Below are 16,233 nucleotides of genomic sequence, written 5' to 3' on the forward strand. Positions count from 1 at the left end.
AGCCTACGGCGCGCCGCTCAGACCGAGCTGTAGGCGACGATGCCGCGTCGGACGGCGTCGAGCGCCGCACGGGCCGTCGCACCGACCGGGCCGTCCGCGACCAGCGAGAGCTGATCCAGCAGGTCGATGGTCTGCTTCGCCCAGCGCACGAAGTCCCCTGCCGCCATGTCGGCTTCGAGGAGCACCCGGTCGAGCACCGCGCCGCGGGCCCACTGGTACATGGCTGCGGAGAGGCCGAGCGCGGGCGGCTGCGACCCCGGGAGGTGATGCGCCTGCTCGAGGTCGTCCAGCCGGGCCCACAGCGCTTCGGTCTCGGCCATCGCCTCCCGGAACGGTCCGCGCGGCAGTCCGCGGTCGGCGGCGCCGCCGTCGTCGCGGCGGGGTTCGTAGACGAGCGCGCAGACCAGCGCGGCGAGCGACGGTGCATCCAGCTTCGACCAGATGCCGCGACGCAGCGACTCGGCCACCAGCAGGTCACGCTCCCCGTAGATCCGACGCATCGTGCGCCCCGCCGCCGTCAGGGCGACCCCGTCCGCGGCCTCCGCCACGTACTCGAGTTCGGTGAGCACGTCGACGACCCGGTCGAAGACGCGAGCCACGGTGCCGGTGCGGGTCTGGATCTGCCGCCGCTTCTTGTCGATCTGCCGCTTCAGCTTCCAGTACCGCTCCGCCCACCGGGCGTGCTGCTCGCGGTCGGGGCACGAGTGACACGGATGCCGCTGCATCCGCTTGCGCAGCGTCTGGATCTGCCGCTGGCGCGCATCCCGGGTGGCGCGGCCTGCGGTCACGTCACGACGGTTCAGCTTCTCGAGGTCGCTCAGCTCACGGCGGATGCCCGAGTACTCGGCGAAGTCGCCGCGATCGCACGTCATCGCGTTCGCGTAGCCCTCGAGCGAGGACTCCCCCTCCTTCACCTCACGGGCGAGCCCGACGACCGAGCGGTCGGCCTGGAACTGGGCGAAGGACGATTCGAGGATCTCCCGTGCGCGGGCCCGACCGAACTGGTCGATGAGGTTCACGGCCATGTTGTACGTGGGCCGGAAACTCGAGTTCAGCGGGTACGTCCGACGCGACGCCAGCGCCGCGACGGCCTGCGGGTCGACGGCCGGGGTCCACTGGATGACCGCATGCCCCTCCACGTCGATGCCGCGTCGGCCGGCGCGGCCGGTGAGCTGGGTGTACTCCCCCGAGGTGATCGCCACCCGCGCCTCGCCGTTGAACTTCTCCAGCTGCTCCAGCACGACGGTGCGCGCGGGCATGTTGATGCCGAGCGCGAGGGTCTCGGTCGCGAAGACCACCTTCACGAGCTTGCGCTGGAAGAGCTCCTCCACGATCTCCTTGAACGCCGGCAGCAGCCCCGCGTGGTGCGCGGCGACACCGCGCTCCAGGTCGTCGCGCCACTCCCAGAACCCGAGCACCGCGAGGTCCTCCTCCGGCAGCATCCGGGTGCGCTCCTCGACGACCGCGCGGATCTCACGGCGCTCCTCCGGGGTGGTGAGCCGGAGGCGGGCCCGGCGTGTCTGGGCGACCGCCCCGTCGCAGCCGGCGCGGGAGAAGATGAAGAAGATCGCGGGCAGGAGGTTCGCCCGCCCCAGGAGCTCGACCACCTGCGGGCGGTCGATGCGCTCCGCGCGGCGGGGCGGGGCGCCACCGCCGGCGCGTCCGCCGGGGCCGCGTCCCCGGCCCCGGCGCGGTGCGTCGTAGCCGACGGGGCCTCCTGAGCGCAGTCGCAGCAGTTCCCGGTTGACCTGGGCGACCGCGGCGCCCGCCCGATCGTCGAAGAGGGGCAGCAGGTCGCCGCGCACGAGCATGTGCTGTTCGAGCGGCACCGGCCGGATCTCCGAGACCACGACGTCCGTGTCGCCGCGGACCGTGTCGAGCCAGTCGCCGAACTCCTCCGCGTTCGACACCGTCGCCGACAGCGCCACGACACGCACGCGGCGCGGGAGGTGGATGATGACCTCCTCCCAGACCGCGCCGCGGAAACGGTCGGCGAGGTAGTGCACCTCGTCCATGACGACGAAGCGCAGATCGCGCAGCGCGGGCGAGTCCGCGTAGAGCATGTTCCGGAGCACCTCGGTGGTCATCACCAGGATGCGGGCCGAACCGTTGATGTTCGTGTCGCCGGTGAGCAGGCCGACCTCGTCCGGCCCGTACACGTCGACGAGTTCGCGGAACTTCTGGTTCGACAGCGCCTTCATGGGCGTCGTGTAGAAGGCCTTCGCCCGCGGCTCGAGCATCGCGAGGTGGATCGCGAACTCCCCCACGATCGTCTTTCCCGCTCCCGTCGGTGCGGCCACGAGCACGCCGTGGCCGTCCTCGAGCGCGGCGCACCCCTCCCACTGGAACGGGTCGAGCTCGAAGCGCTGCGCGGCCGCGAACGCCCGCGTCAACGGATGCCGGCTGCGTTCCTGTGCCTGCGCGTACCGTTCGGCGGGGGTCGGCTCGGTCATCCGGCGGCGCCGCCCAGGAGATCCTGTTCACGCTTGCGCCGACGCCGGTCGAAGACCAGCGACAGGAGCGCTGCGGCGAAGTACAGCACGGTCATGATGCCCGCCAGCAGCAGCATCGAGGTGACGTCCGCGGCGGGGGTGGCGAGCGCGGAGAAGACGACCGCGATGAGGATCGCGACCCGCCAGCCCTTCAGGATGGCCTTGCCAGACATGACACCAGCGAGGTTCAGCGCCACGAGGAACACCGGCAGCACGAAGGCGATGCCGACGACGATGAGCAGTTTGAAGACGAAGTCGTAGTAGTACGACGCGTCGTAGAACGAGGCGCCGGACTCCGGCACGAACGACGACATGAGCTCGACCACATGCGGCATGATCAGCAGCCCCACGAAGCATCCGGCGAAGAACAGCGGGATGGCGGCCGCCATGAAGCCGACGGTGTACCGGATCTCCTTACGGGTGAGTCCGGGCATGATGAACGCCCAGACCTGCCAGAGCCAGATGGGCGCGGACAGCAGCAGGCCGATCGCGAACGACATCCGCAGTCGCAGGTCGAAGGCGCTGCTGACCGTGCTGAACATCAGCTCGACCTTACCCGCCTCGCCCCGCGTCGCCGCGACGGTGCGGATCGGCTCGGTGATGAGGTGGATGATCGGGTCGGTGAGGAAGAACGCCGCGACCATGCCGAAGACGAGCGCGACGGCGGCGATCATCAGACGCTTCCGCAGCTCGACCAGGTGCTGCCCGAGCGACATGCGTTTGTCGCGCCGGGGGGCGTTCGCGTCCTCCACGCGTGCGGGACCGGTGGTGACCACCGGGCTCAGGAGACGGAGTCGCCGGATCCGTTCGGGCGGCGCGTCGCGTCGCTCGAGATCGTGGTGCCCGGGTCGGAGGGCGTCTCGGTCGAGGTGGCCTCGGCCGCGTCGTCCTTCTTCATCTCCTTCATCTCACCCTTGAAGACGCGGGCGGACTGGCCGAGGCTCTTGGCGAGGGCCGGCAGCTTTGCGGCACCGAACAGGAGCAGGATCACCAGGAGGATGATCAGGAAGTGCCAGCCGGTGAGTCCTTGAAGCATGAGGTGTCCTTCCACCGTGGGTCGACCCAGTCTACCCCGGTTCCCGTCGCGGGCCTCGTAGCGCTCAGCCGAGGCCGTACTGTTCGAGTCCGGCGCGTGCCCAGTCGTCGACGGCCCGCCGGACGGCGTCCGGCGACAGCACCTCGATGTCGCCGCCGAACCGGGTGGCGAGCCGGCGCAGGCTCCGCTCGTCGGCGAGCCGCATGGTCGCCGTGCACCCGTCGCCGTCCTCGGTCGTCTCCGCACCGGAGAGATGCGCCTGAAGGAGCGGCGCGAGCGCCGCGGGGAACCGGATGCGGGCGATGACCTCACCGCGATCGGCGTCGAACAGCGCCGGGGCCTCCGCATCCCCATGCGAGACGGGGATGTCGGTGACGATCGGATCGGAGACCCGGTCGAGGTGGAACGTGCGGACCGCCTCACGCAGATGGCACCATCCCTGGAGGTACCACTGGCCGTCGGCGATGTGGACCTTGACCGGGTCGACGGTGCGGGTCATCGGCTCGCCGTCGGGGGTGCGATAGGTGAAGGACAGTGCGACGCCGTGGCGGAGAGCCTCCCCCACGCGTTCGCGCACCTCGTCGACGGGCGCGGGGGCGACGATGACCTCCGGCGGGGCCGCGGAGGCGCCGCGTGCGAGCTTGGCGAGGAGCCCGGTCAGCACGGCCGAGTCGGACAGCCCCGGCAGGGAGCCGGCGAGCTGGAGTCCGGCGAGGAGCGCTGCCGCCTCGCGGGCGGTCAGGCGCGGTGCACGCTCGAGGCCCACCGTGTGGGTGAGCGAGATGCGGTCCTGGGCGTCCAGCAGATCCCAGTCGATGTCGAAGAGGTCGTGCGGCATCTGCCAGAACCCGCCCTCTCCGGGACGGCCGATGACGGTGAGCGTCTCCACCATCCGTCGCATCTGCGCCGGGGTGACGTCGAAGTCCGCGGCGGCCTCGGCGACCGAGACCTCGCCGCGCTCGACGAGGTACGGCACGAGCTGCAGCATCAGGGCGGCGCGGTCGGCGGCGGGGAGCTTGCGTTCCGCGCTCATGCGACGCCTCCGTTCCGGACCCGCGCACCGCGCAGTCGCGCGACGACGAGGTCGCGGAGGTCCTGGGGCGCGACGACCCGCACCTCCGGCCCGTACGACGCGAGCTCGTCCGCGAAGACGTGCGCGTCGACGTACGGGACGTCCAGTCCCTGCTCCGCCGGGCGTGCGCGGCGCCGCAGGCGCAGGGCCGCTTCGGTGCCCGGGTGCACCTCGAGGTGCGCCACCTGGCGTGCCGCGACGGCGGCGAGGCCGGCGAGGGCACGGTCGCCGGCGCCCTCCCGGAGCGACGGGTCGAACCGCTCGCGAGTGGTCTCGACCGGTCCGGTGATGCGGGAGAGGAGGAAGGTGCGCTCGGCGCCCGCGTCGAGGTCGTCAGCGAGCACGTGCCAGCGGGCCTCGTAGTCGACGAGCGCGAGCGGCCGGACCCGACGACGCTTCGGCGCCTGCTCCCCGGGCTTGAGGTAGTGGAAGACGACGACGCGGGTCTGCTCGATCGCGCGCTGCAACGGCGCGAAGGCGGCGTCGTGCACGTTCAGGCGCGGTGCGTAGCCGATGATCTGCTCATCGACGGTGTCACCGAGCGCGCGGATCTTGCGGAGGCCGCTGCGGGCCTCCGCCGACATGGAGCTCGACTCCCACACGCCGCCGGCGAGGTGCAGCAGCGCGATCTCCGCCGGGGTGAAGGCGATGTCCTCGGGGAGGGCGTACTCACTCGTCGGGATGCGGTAGCGGGCCTCGCGGAGGTCGTCGGGGTCGGCGTGGTCGCCGATCGTCTCGATCGGCACGCCGAGCTGTCGCAGGCTCTCCTTGTCGCGCTCGAACATCTTCTCCAGCGCGTCCTTGGACGCGCCGGCGTCGACCTGCTCGCGGTACCCGGAGACGGAGGCGAGGATCGCGTCCTTCGTCAGCCCCTGCTGCGTGGCCATGAGCGCCACGACGAGGTTGACGAGGCGTTCCTCGGGAGCGGGGTGGGTGGGCACCCGGCCATCCTAGGACGGCGCGGGCCCGGGTCAGTCCGCCTGGCCGTCGATCCCGAGGATGTCCACGACGAACACCTGCGTGTCGCCCGAGGCGCCCTCGGCCGGGGGCAGCACCACCATCAGCTGCGAGCCGACAGGCTGCCCGATGAGCGCCGTCGTGAGCGGGTCGGTGTAGCCGGAGAGGTCGTACACGTACGGCTCGGCGCCCCACGAGGTGCCGCCGACCTCGCGCGTCTCCCACGCGACGCTCGTGTAGTTGATGCGGATGCTGTCCTCGGCGGCGGTGACCTGGCCGTCACCCTTCTTCAGGACCTGCACGACCGGTTCGGTCGGTGCGGGGGCGTCCGGGATGACGACACCGGGCTGGCCGCCCGGCGCCCGCACCACGGCCGGCAGACCGAAGCCGGAGTTGAACTGGTCGGCTCCGTCCGCGGCGGACAGGTAGACCTTCCGCACGTCGATGGCGATGAGCGCCGACGCGCCGTCGGAGACACCGAGCGCCTGCCCAGCCTGACCGAGCTCCTCCGCGTCGAGTCCCACCAGCATCCGCGTGCCGGAGGTCGCGCACATCAGGGCGTCCTCGAGACCGGGGATCGCACCGGTCCAGGTCGACACGCTGGTCACCGAGTCGAGGCCCTGGTACCCCTGCTGGATGAGCACCTCGCCGGTGTCGCCGTCGACGACGCTGATGCCGAGCACGACATCCTGCCAGTCCGAGACGATGGCGGTGCCGTCGCCGACCGCGAGATCGGTGATCTCGACGCCGGAGGCGTGGAAGGGCGTGGGCACCGACAGCTCGGGCAGCTCCCCAACTGCGCCGGAGACGTCGACGATGTCCCCGAGGCGGTCGTCGGACACGTCGCGGTCGCACGTGGGCGACCCGGCCGAGCAGCCGGTGAGGGTCACGGCCACGAGGCCGGCGGCAGTGAGGACGGCGGGCAGTTTACGCACCGTGACAGTCTAGGCCGTCGGGTTCTCGCCCTCCGAACGTGCCCGCTTGGCGCCTTCGGCCGCCTTCTGCGCCTCGCGGGCGCGCTTGCGGAGGTTCTTGTCCGTGATCTCGCGGTCCCCGACCGCGCCGGGGGTCCACGCCTCGACGTCCGCATCCGTGCCGGAGGCCTTCGACGCGCGACGCTTGCGCTCGGGCGGGATCGCGCCGGGCGCGAGCCGGCGTGCGGTGAGCAGGAAGCCGGTGTGCGCCACCATGCGGTGGTCGGGACGCACCGCGAGCCCCTCGACGTGCCAGCCGCGCACGAGCGTCTCGCTCGCCTCCGGCTCGGTGAACGCCTCGGTGTTGCGGATGTACTCCGCGACGCGGCTCAGCTGCGTGGCGGTCGCGACGTAGCAGATCACGACACCGCCGGCGATGAGCGCGTCCGCCGCGGCGTCGATGCACTCCCACGGCGCGAGCATGTCGAGCACGATCCGATCGACGGATGCGGGGGCCACCGCCTGCGGGAGCTCCTCCGCCAGGTCGCCGAGGACGAGGTCCCAGTTCGCCGGCGCCTCGCCGAGGAAGGTCTCGACGTTGGCGGTGGCGACCTCGGCGAACTCCGGGCGGCGCTCGAACGAGACGAGACGGCCCGCGGGACCGATCGCGCGGAGCAGGTGCAGGGCGAGGGCGCCCGAGCCGACGCCCGCCTCGACCACGACGGCGCCCGGGAAGATGTCGGCCTGGGTGACGATCTGGGCCGCATCCTTCGGGTAGACGATCGCGGCACCGCGGGGCATCGACATGACGAAGTCGCGCAGGAGCGGGCGCAGCGCGAGGTACTCGTGCCCCGCGCTGTTGGCGACGACCGATCCGTCGGGCAGGCCGATGAGCTCGTCGTGCCGCAGCACGCCGTGGTGCGTGTGCAGCTCACCGCCCTCTCGGAGCGTCGTGGTGTGCATCCGTCCCTTGGGGTCGGTCAGCTGCACCCGCTCGCCGGAGCGGAACGGGCCGCGGGGCGGGGTGGTGGGCGAGGTCATGAGGCATCCTCTCGGCGGCGCCGGGTGTGCGCCGTGTACAGATGGGCGATGTCCTGGGCGGTGCGGCCGTCGAGGCTCTCCCAGAGTTCGTGGGCGCCGGCGCCTTCGAGCGAGACCATGAGCGGGACGCCGAGGGTGACGGTGCCGGCGGCGACCGCGGCCCGGACCCCGCCGGGCGAGTCCTCGATCGCGACGCACGCCGCCGGGTCCACCCCGAGGACCGTGCACGCCTGCAGGTACGCGTCGGGGAAGGGCTTCGGGCGGGTGGCGTCGTCGCCGGCCACGATGAGGTCGAACCCCTCGAAGCCGAGGAGGTCGACGACGGTCTGGGCCATCCGCCGCATCGACATCGTCACGAGTGCGGTGCGGATGCCCGCCGCGCGGAGGTCGGCGAGGAGCTCCCGGGCGCCGGGGCGGAACGGCAGTCCCCGTTCGCGCAGCTGCGCCATGACGCGCTCGGTGAGCGTGTCGACGATCTCGTGCACCGGCAGCCGGACGCCCGCGTCCTGCAGGATGCGTGCGGAGTCCTCGAGGCCGAGGCCGACCAGGCGCAGCGCCTGCTCGTGTGTCCACGTGCCGCCGAAGCTCTCGACCAGCGGCGTCTCGGCGGCCATCCAGTACGGCTCGGTGTCGACGAGCGTGCCGTCCATGTCCCAGAGCACGGCGGCGGGAGGCACGGAGGTCATCCGTCCATCGTACGCAGCGCCCGCGGCCCGCCCGTGCGCGACGGCCTATCCTGGAACGAAGGCCGTCCGGGCCGAGGGAGGAAACGCGTGGACGCACTCGGTCGCCGCATTCTCGTCGCGGCATTCGACGGGTGGAACGACGCCGGCGAGGCCGCGTCCGCCGCCGTGTCCCTGCTCAAGGCGGAGGGCGCGTACGAGTCGGTGTACTCGGTGGACCCGGAACTGTACTTCGATTACCAGTACACGCGCCCCCAGGTCTCGTTCGACGGCGAGGGCCGTCGCCTGCTGACCTGGCCGGAGGCGACGATCCTCCGACCTGCCGTTCCTGGCGACGCCGATGCGCCGGAGGTCTGGCTGCTCACCGGGGTCGAACCCGCCCGCGCCTGGCAGGCGTTCGCGGCGGAACTCGTCGACGTCGCACTCCGCGAGGACGTCACCGGCTTCGTCGCACTGGGGTCGATGATGTCCGACGTCCCCCACACCCGCCCCATCTCCGTCTTCGCCGGAAGCGACAACGAGCGCCTCCGCGGGGAGCTCGACCTGGAGCGTTCCACCTACGAGGGGCCCGTCGGCATCCTGTCGGTCATCGGGCAGACCGCCGAGGAGGCGGGCATCCCGAGCGCGGCGCTGTGGGCGAGCGTGCCGCACTACGTCGCCGGGCACACCCCGTCGCCCAAGGCGACCCTCGCCCTCCTCGACCGGCTCGAGGAGCTCACCGGCGCGAAGGTCCCGCGCGGCGGGCTTCCGGCGGAGTCCGCGGCCTGGGAGGCGTCCATCGACGCCGCCGCCGCGGACGACGAGGAGATGACCGAGTACATCCGCGGCCTCGAGCGCACCCGCGACGCCTGGGACTCCCCCGAGGCGTCCGGCGACGCGATCGCCCGGGAGTTCGAGCAGTATCTGCGCCGCCGCGGCGACGGCCCGGGCAAGCCCGGCCGCGACGACCCGCGCCGCTGAGCGCGCCTGCCGCTCAGGCGGGGATGACGCCGAGCGAGAGCAGGACGAGGATCAGCGCGCCGAGCGCGACGCGGTAGATCACGAACGGCAGGAAGCTGTGCTTCGAGATCCACGCCATGAAGTACTTGATCACCACGAGCGCGACGACGAATGCGACGGCGGTCGCGGCGAACGTCTCCCCGAGCGAGTACACGCCCGGCTCGTCCCAGCTCTTCGCGAGCTGGTAGAAGCCGCTGCCGAACACCGCGGGGATCGCCAGCAGGAACGCGTAGCGGGCCGCGGCAGCGCGCTCGAAGCCCATGAAGAGCCCCGCGGTGATCGTGCCGCCCGAGCGGGACACGCCCGGGATGAGCGCCAGCGACTGCGCGAACCCGAACACGACGCCCTGCCCCACGTTCAACTCGGCGAGCTTGCGCTTGCGCGCCCCCACCGCATCCGCGATGCCCAGGAGCACGCCGAAGAAGATCAGCATCCCGGCCACGAGCCACATCGACCGGAAGACCGTCTCGATCTGGTCCTGGAACAGCAGCCCGAGCACGACGATCGGCACCGAGCCGATGATGATCAGCCAGCCCATGCGGGCGTCGGGGTCGTTGCGCGGGATGCGGCCGACGAGCGCCTTGCACCAGTTGCCGATGATGCGCACGATGTCGCGCCAGAAGAAGATCACGACCGCCGCCTCGGTGCCGATCTGCGTGATGGCGGTGAACGCGGCGCCCGGGTCCTCCGCGTTGGGCAGGAACGCGCCCACGATGCGCAGGTGCGCGCTGGAGGAGACGGGGAGGAACTCGGTGAGGCCCTGGATCAGGCCGAGGAACAACGCCTCGAGGAGCTGCATGCGCGCCTTTCGTGTGTGCGGTGCGGGAGGGGTCGGGAAGGGGGTCGGTCAGAGGGAGCGGAGCAGGTCGGTGAGCACGCGCTGTCCGAAGACGAGCGAGTCGATGGGGACGCGCTCGTCGACGCCGTGGAACATGCCGGTGAAGTCGAGTCCCGCGGGCAGCCGCAGCGGGGCGAAGCCGTACCCGGCGATCCCGAGGCGCGACAGCGCCTTGTTGTCGGTGCCGGCGCCCATCAGGTACGGGATGACGGGCACGCCCGGGTCGTGCCGGCCGAGGGCCGCGACCATGGTGTCGACGAGGTCGCCCGCGAACGGCGTCTCGAGGCCCACGTCGCGCATGACGGTCTCGATCTCGATGTCAGGACCCACGATCCGCCGCAGGTCGGCGAGGGCCTCGTCCTCCGTACCGGGCAGGACGCGCACGTCGATGAGCGCCTCGGCGCGGTCCGGGATCACGTTGTGCTTGTACCCGGCGGTGAGCGCGGTCGGGTTCGCCGTCGTGCGCAGCGTGGCCTTCAGGAACGCCGCGGCCGGCCCCACGCTCGAGGCGACCGCATCCGGGTCGTCACGGTCGGTGCCCGAGAGCTCCGCGAGCACGTCCAGGAACTGCGTCGTGGTGTCGGTGAGACGGATCGGCCACTCGGTCGCGCCGATCGCCGCGACCGCCTGTGCGAGCCGGGTCACCGCGTTGTCGGGGTGCACCCGCGAGCCGTGGCCCGCGGCGCCGCGGGCCACGAGCCGCAGCCACAGGAGCGCCTTCTCCCCCACCTGCAGCAGGTACGCGCGGCGGTCACCGACGTCGACGGAGAACCCGCCGACCTCGCTGATCGCCTCGCTCGCGCCTGCGAACCACTCGGGACGGTCGCGCACGACGAGGGTCGAGCCCTCGACGCCGCCGTTCTCCTCGTCGGCGAAGAACGTGACGACGACGTCGCGCGCCGGCTGCTCGCCGTTCCGCAGCAGCTCGGCGACGGAGGTGAGGATCATGGCGTCCATGTCCTTCATGTCCACGGCGCCGCGACCCCACAGCATCCCGTCGCGGACCACCCCGGCGAACGGGTCGACGCTCCAGTCGTCGGAGACCGCGGGGACGACGTCCAGGTGCCCGTGGAGCACGAGCGCCGGCCGGTCGCGGTCGCGACCCGGCACGCGGACGCACACGTTCGTGCGCCGTTCGACCGGCTCGTAGTACTCGGGCTTCAGCCCCAGCGACCCGAGGTAGGCGCCGACGTACTCGGCCGCCTCGCGCTCGCCCTTCGCCCGGCCGCCGCCGAAGTTCGTCGTGTCGATGCGGATGAGGTCCCGCGCGATGCGTGCGACCTCGGGAAGGTCGGCGTCCGTCTCGCGTTCGGGTCCGGTCATGCGCATCAGGCTACCCGGTGCGGCCGACGCGGCACGCCCGGGCGGCGCGGCCGCGTTCATGGTGGCGGCCGGACCGTGCTAGGCTCATTCATCGTTGCGCAGGACGGTTTCGACCGGAAAGCTCGACGGAAACACACCCAATGCGCGGGTGGCGGAATAGGTAGACGCGCTAGCTTGAGGTGCTAGTGCCCGTATAGGGCGTGGGGGTTCAAGTCCCCCCTCGCGCACAGATTGCAAGGCCCCCTCTTCGGAGGGGGCCTTCGCTGTTCCCCCGGGTGTCGCGTAGCGGATGCGGGGTTCATCCGTCGCAAATGGCGGGTGCGCGGGCGCAGGATGCGGCATTTGCGACGGGTGAGGTGATGGTCGGGTGCGCCGGCGATGGGGGCGCGGCTCGGAGCCGCTGAGCGCAGCGCGTCAGCAGCCGACTGCGGACGGTGTCTCGAGGCACGTGTGCTCGACGAGTGCCGTGCGCGCCTCCACGATCCGCAGCGGGTAGCCGTCGGAGGAGAGCGTGAGCGTGCCGGGGACGTCGCGCCAGCCGCCGCCGAAGTCCACATGCGCGACGTAGGTGGTGGCCACCGCCACGCTGTAGTCCCCGCGCGCCGCGTACGCGTGGCTCGTCGCGGTCGGCGTGAACTGCGCCTGCCCGAGCGCCGCCCACGAGGTGCCCGGTGTCGTCGTGCGTGCGACGGTCCCGTCGCCGTGGTCGAACGCGTACCCGACCGGCGTGAACCGGACCGTCACCGCGTAGCCGAACAGCTCCCCCGTCGCCGTGTGGGTGGATGCCGCGGCCACCAGGTTCACGGGCATGCCGACGATCCCGACGTTCGCCGGCTCCGACGCGGCCGACGGCGCCGCCGGTCGGAACGACGCGAGGTCCTCCATCGTGACGTCGGGCAACCCGGCGACCTCGTAGTTGCCGCGGCACAGGTCCTCCGCCGACGGTACACACGGAGGCGTGCGCGGAGCCGCCTCCTGCGCGCCGCGCGGCGACTGGGTCCCGCCGCCACGCCCGCTGCCGTCGTCGCCGCGGCTGGCACCCACCTGCACCTCGCTGCCCGTATTGGCTACTCTGCAATGGTCGATCAGGGTGGACGCCGTGTCGCACGCAGACGCAGTTGGCGCAACTGGCGCTGCGACGAGCAGAGCGGCAATCAGTGCGAATCGACTCAGCACGATGCGTCCTCTGAAGGGTTGATCGCTGACACGAGCAGCTCGTTACTGCTTTCTGGACTCTGCTCAAGGGAGACGAGAAGCGACTGGACTCCCGGACGGTCGGGCGAGACCAGTGACTCCCCGCCAGCATCAACCACATCGATTCCGCTCACGTCATAGCAGGCGTGGAGAAGCACCTCTGGGAACTCATACTTCAGCGGCTCGATCTGTTGCACTATCGCCTCTCCTCGGAGGCTGTATCCCTCGGCGTGCCACGCACTAAAGCTCTTTCGGTCGCTTGCATTGAGTTCACCGGTCGTCCAGGCGTAGACGTCCTCGAAGGTCTCGGGGTCGCTGAGGTCCACGCGGTTCAGCGCGTCGACGTACGCGCGGTAGGTCTCCTCCGCGGCGGCGAAGGCCTCGGCCTCGTCCGCGAATCCGGATGCGGTCGGTGAAGGCTCCGGCGATGGACTCGTGCCGCATCCGGTCAGCCCCAGGCACAGCAGCACGACCGCCGCGCATCGAACCGTCACCCGAACCATGCGCTCACGGTACGCACGCGCACCCGGGCCGCACCGCGGTTATCCACAACGGCGCTCAGCCGACGGTGACCCCGAACAGCAGGCCGAGCACGTAGGTGACGGCGGCGGCGCCGAACCCGATCGCGAGTTGGCGCAGGGCGCGGCGCAGCGGCGGCCCGCCGGAGAGGAGCCCCACCATCGCGCCCGTGGCGAGCAGCGCCACCCCGACGAGGGCGAGCGCGACCAGGATGGCGACCGCGCCGGAAAGCCCGAAGATCCACGGCAGCACCGGGATGAGGGCGCCGGAGGCGAAGAAGAGGAAGCTCGACGCGGCGGCCTGGAACGCCCCGCCGACAACCTCGTGCCCGTCGCCCGAGCCCTGCGCCGGGCGCCGGTACGGACGACTGCGGTCGGCGGCGTGGGCGGCCTCGACGACGCGCCGCGCACGCGCCTCGGCCTCTCCCGCGTCCATCCCCCGCGCCCGGTACACGAGCGCCACCTCGTTCGCGTCGAGGTCGAGGTCGGGCAGTGCGGCGTCGGCGTAGTTGCTGGGCTCCGTCGCCGACAGCAGTTCCCGCTGCGACCGCACCGAGACGAACTCCCCCGCCGCCATGGACAGAGCGCCGGCGAGGAGGCCCGCGATGCCGCTGAACAGCACGAACTGGGATGCGACGCCGGTCGCACCGATCCCGAGCACGAGCGCGAGGTTCGAGACGAGTCCGTCGTTCGCACCGAACACGGCCGCCCGGAACGTGCCCGAGAGCCGCCGGCGTCCGCGGGCGGCGAGCGTGCGCACGACCTCGTGGTGGACCTTCTCGTCCGCGCGCATCGCCGGCGTCGCGTTCGGGTCCTCGTCGTACGGCGAGCGTCCCTCCGCGTTCTGCGCGAGTGCGAGCACGAAGATCGTGCCGAACCGCTTCGCCATCCACGCCAGCATCCGGGTGCGGGTCGAGGCGCGGGGCAGGGATGCGGGTTCCCCGCCGAGCAGCTCGAGCCAGTGCCGCTCGTGGCGGCCCTCCGCGTCCGCGAGGGCGAGCAGGATGTCGCGTTCCTCGCCCTCCCGTCGCGCCGCGAGCTGGCGGTAGACCCGGGCTTCGGCTCGCTCGTCCGCGAGGTACTGCGCCCAGCGACGTCGGTCGCGGTTCGTCGGCGCTGGGCGGGTTGGGTCGGTCACGGTTCCTCCGGGGTCGCTTCCGACGCTAGCCCGATCCGCCCGTCGCCGCTGTTCGGTCGACCGAACTCAGGCCCGCACCCGGCGGCGGATGAGGTCGATGCGCGCCTGCAGCTGGGCCACGGTCGCGTGCGACACGGCGGGACCGCCGCACTGGCGCCGCAGCTCCGCGTGGACGAGGCCGTGCGGCTCGCCCGTCTGACGGGCGTACAGGCCGACGAGGCTGTTGAGGAGCTGCCGCTGTTCTTTGAGCGTGCGGTGGAGCGGCGCGGGCAGCGCGGCCTCGTCGGGCACCTGCTCCCCCGACTCCTGCTCCCGCGCCTCGCGGATGCTGCGGTGCCGCCCCTGGCGCGCCTGACGGGCCATCAGCAGCTCGTGCACGGACTCGGGCTCGAGCAGGCCCGGGATGCCGAGGAACTCCTCCTCCTCGGGCGTCCCCGGCGTCGCGAGCTGGCCGAACTCCTTGCCGTCGAAGAGCACACGGTCGAAGTGCGCGTGCGAGCCGAGCGCCTGGTATGTGAACTCCTCGGTGAGCGCGTCGGAGGCCTTGTCCTCGCGCTCGGCCGCGTTCATGGCGTCCTCTTCGGCGTCCCACATGTCCTCGGCGTCGCTCTCGCGGTCGAGGGCGTGGTCGCGCTGCTGCTCCATCGTGTTCGCGAGGGCGAGCAGCTGCGGCACGTTCGGGAGGAACACGGTCGCGGTCTCACCGCGCCGGCGGGCACGCACGAAGCGGCCGATCGCCTGGGCGAAGAACAGCGGCGTGGAGGCGCTGGTGGCGTACACGCCGACGGCGAGACGGGGCACGTCGACACCCTCGGACACCATGCGCACCGCGACCATCCACCGGTCCTCGTTCTTCGAGAACTCCTCGATGCGCGAGGACGCCTCCGCCTCGTCCGAGAGCACGACGGTGGGTGCCTGCCCGGTGATCTGCTTCAGGATCTCGGCGTACGCGCGCGCGGCGGTCTGGTCCGTCGCGATCACGAGGCCGCCCGCATCCGGCACCGTCTGGCGCACCTCGGTGAGGCGCCGGTCGGCGGAACGAAGCACCGCGGGGATCCACTCGCCGTTCGGATCGAGCGCGGTGCGCCAGGCCTGCGAGGTGATGTCCTTGGTGTTGTCCTGCCCGAGATGCGCCTCCATCTCGTCGCCGGTCTTCGTCCGCCAGCGCATGTGCCCCGCGTAGACCATGAACAGCACGGGGCGGACGACGCCGTCCTCGAGCGCACGCTGGTAGCCGTACGCGTAGTCGGTGCGGGAGACCCGGATGCCCTTCGCGTCGGGGTGGTACTCGACGAACGGGATGGGCGCGGTGTCGGAGCGGAACGGCGTCCCCGACAGCAGCAGTCGCCGGGTCGCCCGGCCGTAGGCCTCGCGCAGCGCGTCGCCCCAGCTGAGCGCGTCGCCGCCGTGGTGCACCTCGTCGAGGATCACCAGCACGCGTGCGCTGAGGATGAGGTTCTGGTGCACGCTCGGCTTGACCGCGACCTGGGCGTACGTGACGGCCACCCCGTGGTACTGGCGGGACGGGAGCGTGTGGCGGTTGCTGAAGGCCGGGTCGAGCCGGATGCCGACGCGCGCCGCCGCATCCGCCCACTGCGTCTTCAGGTGCTCGGTCGGCGCCACCACGACCACGCGGTCGACGACCTTGCGGCGCAGCAGCTCGCTGGCGAGCCGGAGCGCGAAGGTCGTCTTTCCGGCGCCCGGGGTCGCGGCTGCGAGGAAGTCGCGCGGGCCCTTGCCCTCGCCGTCGGGACCGTCGAGCGCGAAGTAGAGGTCGAGCGCCTCCGCCTGCCACGCACGCAGCCGCTGCGCGGTGCCCCACGGGGCACGCTGCGGGAACGACGGCGAGAGGTGCTCGGCCGCGAAGCTGCCGATGTGCGCGGGGATCTCACGCGGATCGACGGGCACCGGGGAGGTACCGGCGACTGCGGACGGAACCTCGTCCACGCGTCACCTCCTGTTCACTGCATCGCCCCGTTCGGAGCGGGGCGCGAGCATCAACGATAAGCCACCGCACGGACATCGGCC

15 protein-coding genes and 1 tRNA gene are annotated in these 16,233 nt (G+C 71.8%); 2 read left to right on the top strand and 14 right to left on the bottom strand.

Going from position 1 to position 16,233, the window contains the following annotated elements; all coding sequences use genetic code 11:
- Positions 1 to 17 precede the first annotated feature (17 nt).
- The 8 genes from ACWAUO_RS06145 to ACWAUO_RS06180 all read right to left on the bottom strand — a co-directional run bounded on the left by ACWAUO_RS06145 (position 18) and on the right by ACWAUO_RS06180 (position 8,198).
- Positions 18 to 2,453, bottom strand: a complete 2,436-nt coding sequence (locus tag ACWAUO_RS06145; protein ID WP_460773937.1) for a DEAD/DEAH box helicase — start codon at positions 2,451 to 2,453, stop codon at positions 18 to 20.
- Positions 2,450 to 3,208 carry a twin-arginine translocase subunit TatC gene (tatC, locus tag ACWAUO_RS06150; RefSeq protein ID WP_460774364.1) on the bottom strand — a complete coding sequence of 253 codons (759 nt, stop codon included), beginning with the start codon at positions 3,206 to 3,208 and terminating at the stop codon, positions 2,450 to 2,452. Before tatC ends, ACWAUO_RS06145 begins: the two co-directional genes overlap by 4 nt.
- A gap of 65 nt (positions 3,209 to 3,273) precedes the next feature.
- Positions 3,274 to 3,528 carry a Sec-independent protein translocase subunit TatA gene (gene tatA, locus ACWAUO_RS06155; RefSeq protein WP_460773938.1) on the bottom strand — a complete coding sequence of 85 codons (255 nt, stop codon included), beginning with the start codon at positions 3,526 to 3,528 and terminating at the stop codon, positions 3,274 to 3,276.
- Positions 3,529 to 3,592: 64 nt separating this feature from the next.
- The gene (locus ACWAUO_RS06160) at positions 3,593 to 4,561 is read right to left on the bottom strand and encodes a helix-turn-helix transcriptional regulator (RefSeq protein ID WP_460773939.1); all 969 of its coding nucleotides are present in this window, start codon (positions 4,559 to 4,561) and stop codon (positions 3,593 to 3,595) included.
- Positions 4,558 to 5,487 carry a helix-turn-helix transcriptional regulator gene (locus tag ACWAUO_RS06165; protein ID WP_460774366.1) on the bottom strand — a complete coding sequence of 310 codons (930 nt, stop codon included), beginning with the start codon at positions 5,485 to 5,487 and terminating at the stop codon, positions 4,558 to 4,560. Before ACWAUO_RS06165 ends, ACWAUO_RS06160 begins: the two co-directional genes overlap by 4 nt.
- Before the next feature lie 84 nt (positions 5,488 to 5,571).
- Complete coding sequence (locus tag ACWAUO_RS06170; protein ID WP_460773940.1) at positions 5,572 to 6,492, bottom strand: FKBP-type peptidyl-prolyl cis-trans isomerase; 921 nt, start codon at positions 6,490 to 6,492, stop codon at positions 5,572 to 5,574.
- A 9-nt stretch (positions 6,493 to 6,501) separates the two neighbouring features.
- Positions 6,502 to 7,512, bottom strand: coding sequence for a tRNA (adenine-N1)-methyltransferase (locus ACWAUO_RS06175; protein ID WP_460773942.1), 1,011 nt, complete (start codon positions 7,510 to 7,512; stop codon positions 6,502 to 6,504).
- Entirely contained in the window at positions 7,509 to 8,198 is a 690-nt protein-coding gene (locus tag ACWAUO_RS06180; RefSeq protein WP_460773943.1) for an HAD family hydrolase, read from the bottom strand. The genes ACWAUO_RS06175 and ACWAUO_RS06180 overlap by 4 nt, the downstream gene beginning before the upstream one ends.
- Before the next feature lie 87 nt (positions 8,199 to 8,285).
- Here ACWAUO_RS06180 and ACWAUO_RS06185 point away from each other — a divergent pair, with 87 nt between their 5' ends.
- A complete protein-coding gene (locus tag ACWAUO_RS06185; RefSeq protein WP_460773945.1) occupies positions 8,286 to 9,155 on the top strand; it encodes a PAC2 family protein in 870 nt (289 codons plus the stop codon).
- Between the two features lie 13 nt (positions 9,156 to 9,168).
- On the opposite strand, the gene ACWAUO_RS06190 is transcribed toward ACWAUO_RS06185, so the two are convergent.
- Positions 9,169 to 9,993 carry an undecaprenyl-diphosphate phosphatase gene (locus ACWAUO_RS06190; protein WP_460773947.1) on the bottom strand — a complete coding sequence of 275 codons (825 nt, stop codon included), beginning with the start codon at positions 9,991 to 9,993 and terminating at the stop codon, positions 9,169 to 9,171.
- 48 nt (positions 9,994 to 10,041) lie between these two features.
- On the bottom strand, positions 10,042 to 11,355 hold the full coding sequence (locus ACWAUO_RS06195) for a M20/M25/M40 family metallo-hydrolase (protein ID WP_460773949.1): 1,314 nt from the start codon (positions 11,353 to 11,355) through the stop codon (positions 10,042 to 10,044).
- A 142-nt stretch (positions 11,356 to 11,497) separates the two neighbouring features.
- Here ACWAUO_RS06195 and ACWAUO_RS06200 point away from each other — a divergent pair.
- A tRNA-Leu gene (locus ACWAUO_RS06200) sits at positions 11,498 to 11,582 on the top strand.
- Positions 11,583 to 11,769: 187 nt separating this feature from the next.
- Here ACWAUO_RS06200 and ACWAUO_RS06205 read toward each other — a convergent pair.
- From ACWAUO_RS06205 to ACWAUO_RS06220, 4 genes are all read right to left on the bottom strand, one after another.
- Positions 11,770 to 12,399, bottom strand: coding sequence for a hypothetical protein (locus ACWAUO_RS06205; protein WP_460773951.1), 630 nt, complete (start codon positions 12,397 to 12,399; stop codon positions 11,770 to 11,772).
- Positions 12,400 to 12,524: 125 nt separating this feature from the next.
- The gene (locus ACWAUO_RS06210; protein ID WP_460773953.1) at positions 12,525 to 13,052 is read right to left on the bottom strand and encodes a hypothetical protein; all 528 of its coding nucleotides are present in this window, start codon (positions 13,050 to 13,052) and stop codon (positions 12,525 to 12,527) included.
- Between the two features lie 55 nt (positions 13,053 to 13,107).
- On the bottom strand, positions 13,108 to 14,205 hold the full coding sequence (locus ACWAUO_RS06215) for a VIT1/CCC1 transporter family protein (protein ID WP_460773954.1): 1,098 nt from the start codon (positions 14,203 to 14,205) through the stop codon (positions 13,108 to 13,110).
- Positions 14,206 to 14,271: 66 nt separating this feature from the next.
- Positions 14,272 to 16,113 carry a DEAD/DEAH box helicase gene (locus ACWAUO_RS06220; protein ID WP_460774368.1) on the bottom strand — a complete coding sequence of 614 codons (1,842 nt, stop codon included), beginning with the start codon at positions 16,111 to 16,113 and terminating at the stop codon, positions 14,272 to 14,274.
- Positions 16,114 to 16,233 lie beyond the last annotated feature (120 nt).

This window comes from Microbacterium sp. GXF7504 (assembly GCF_054798235.1).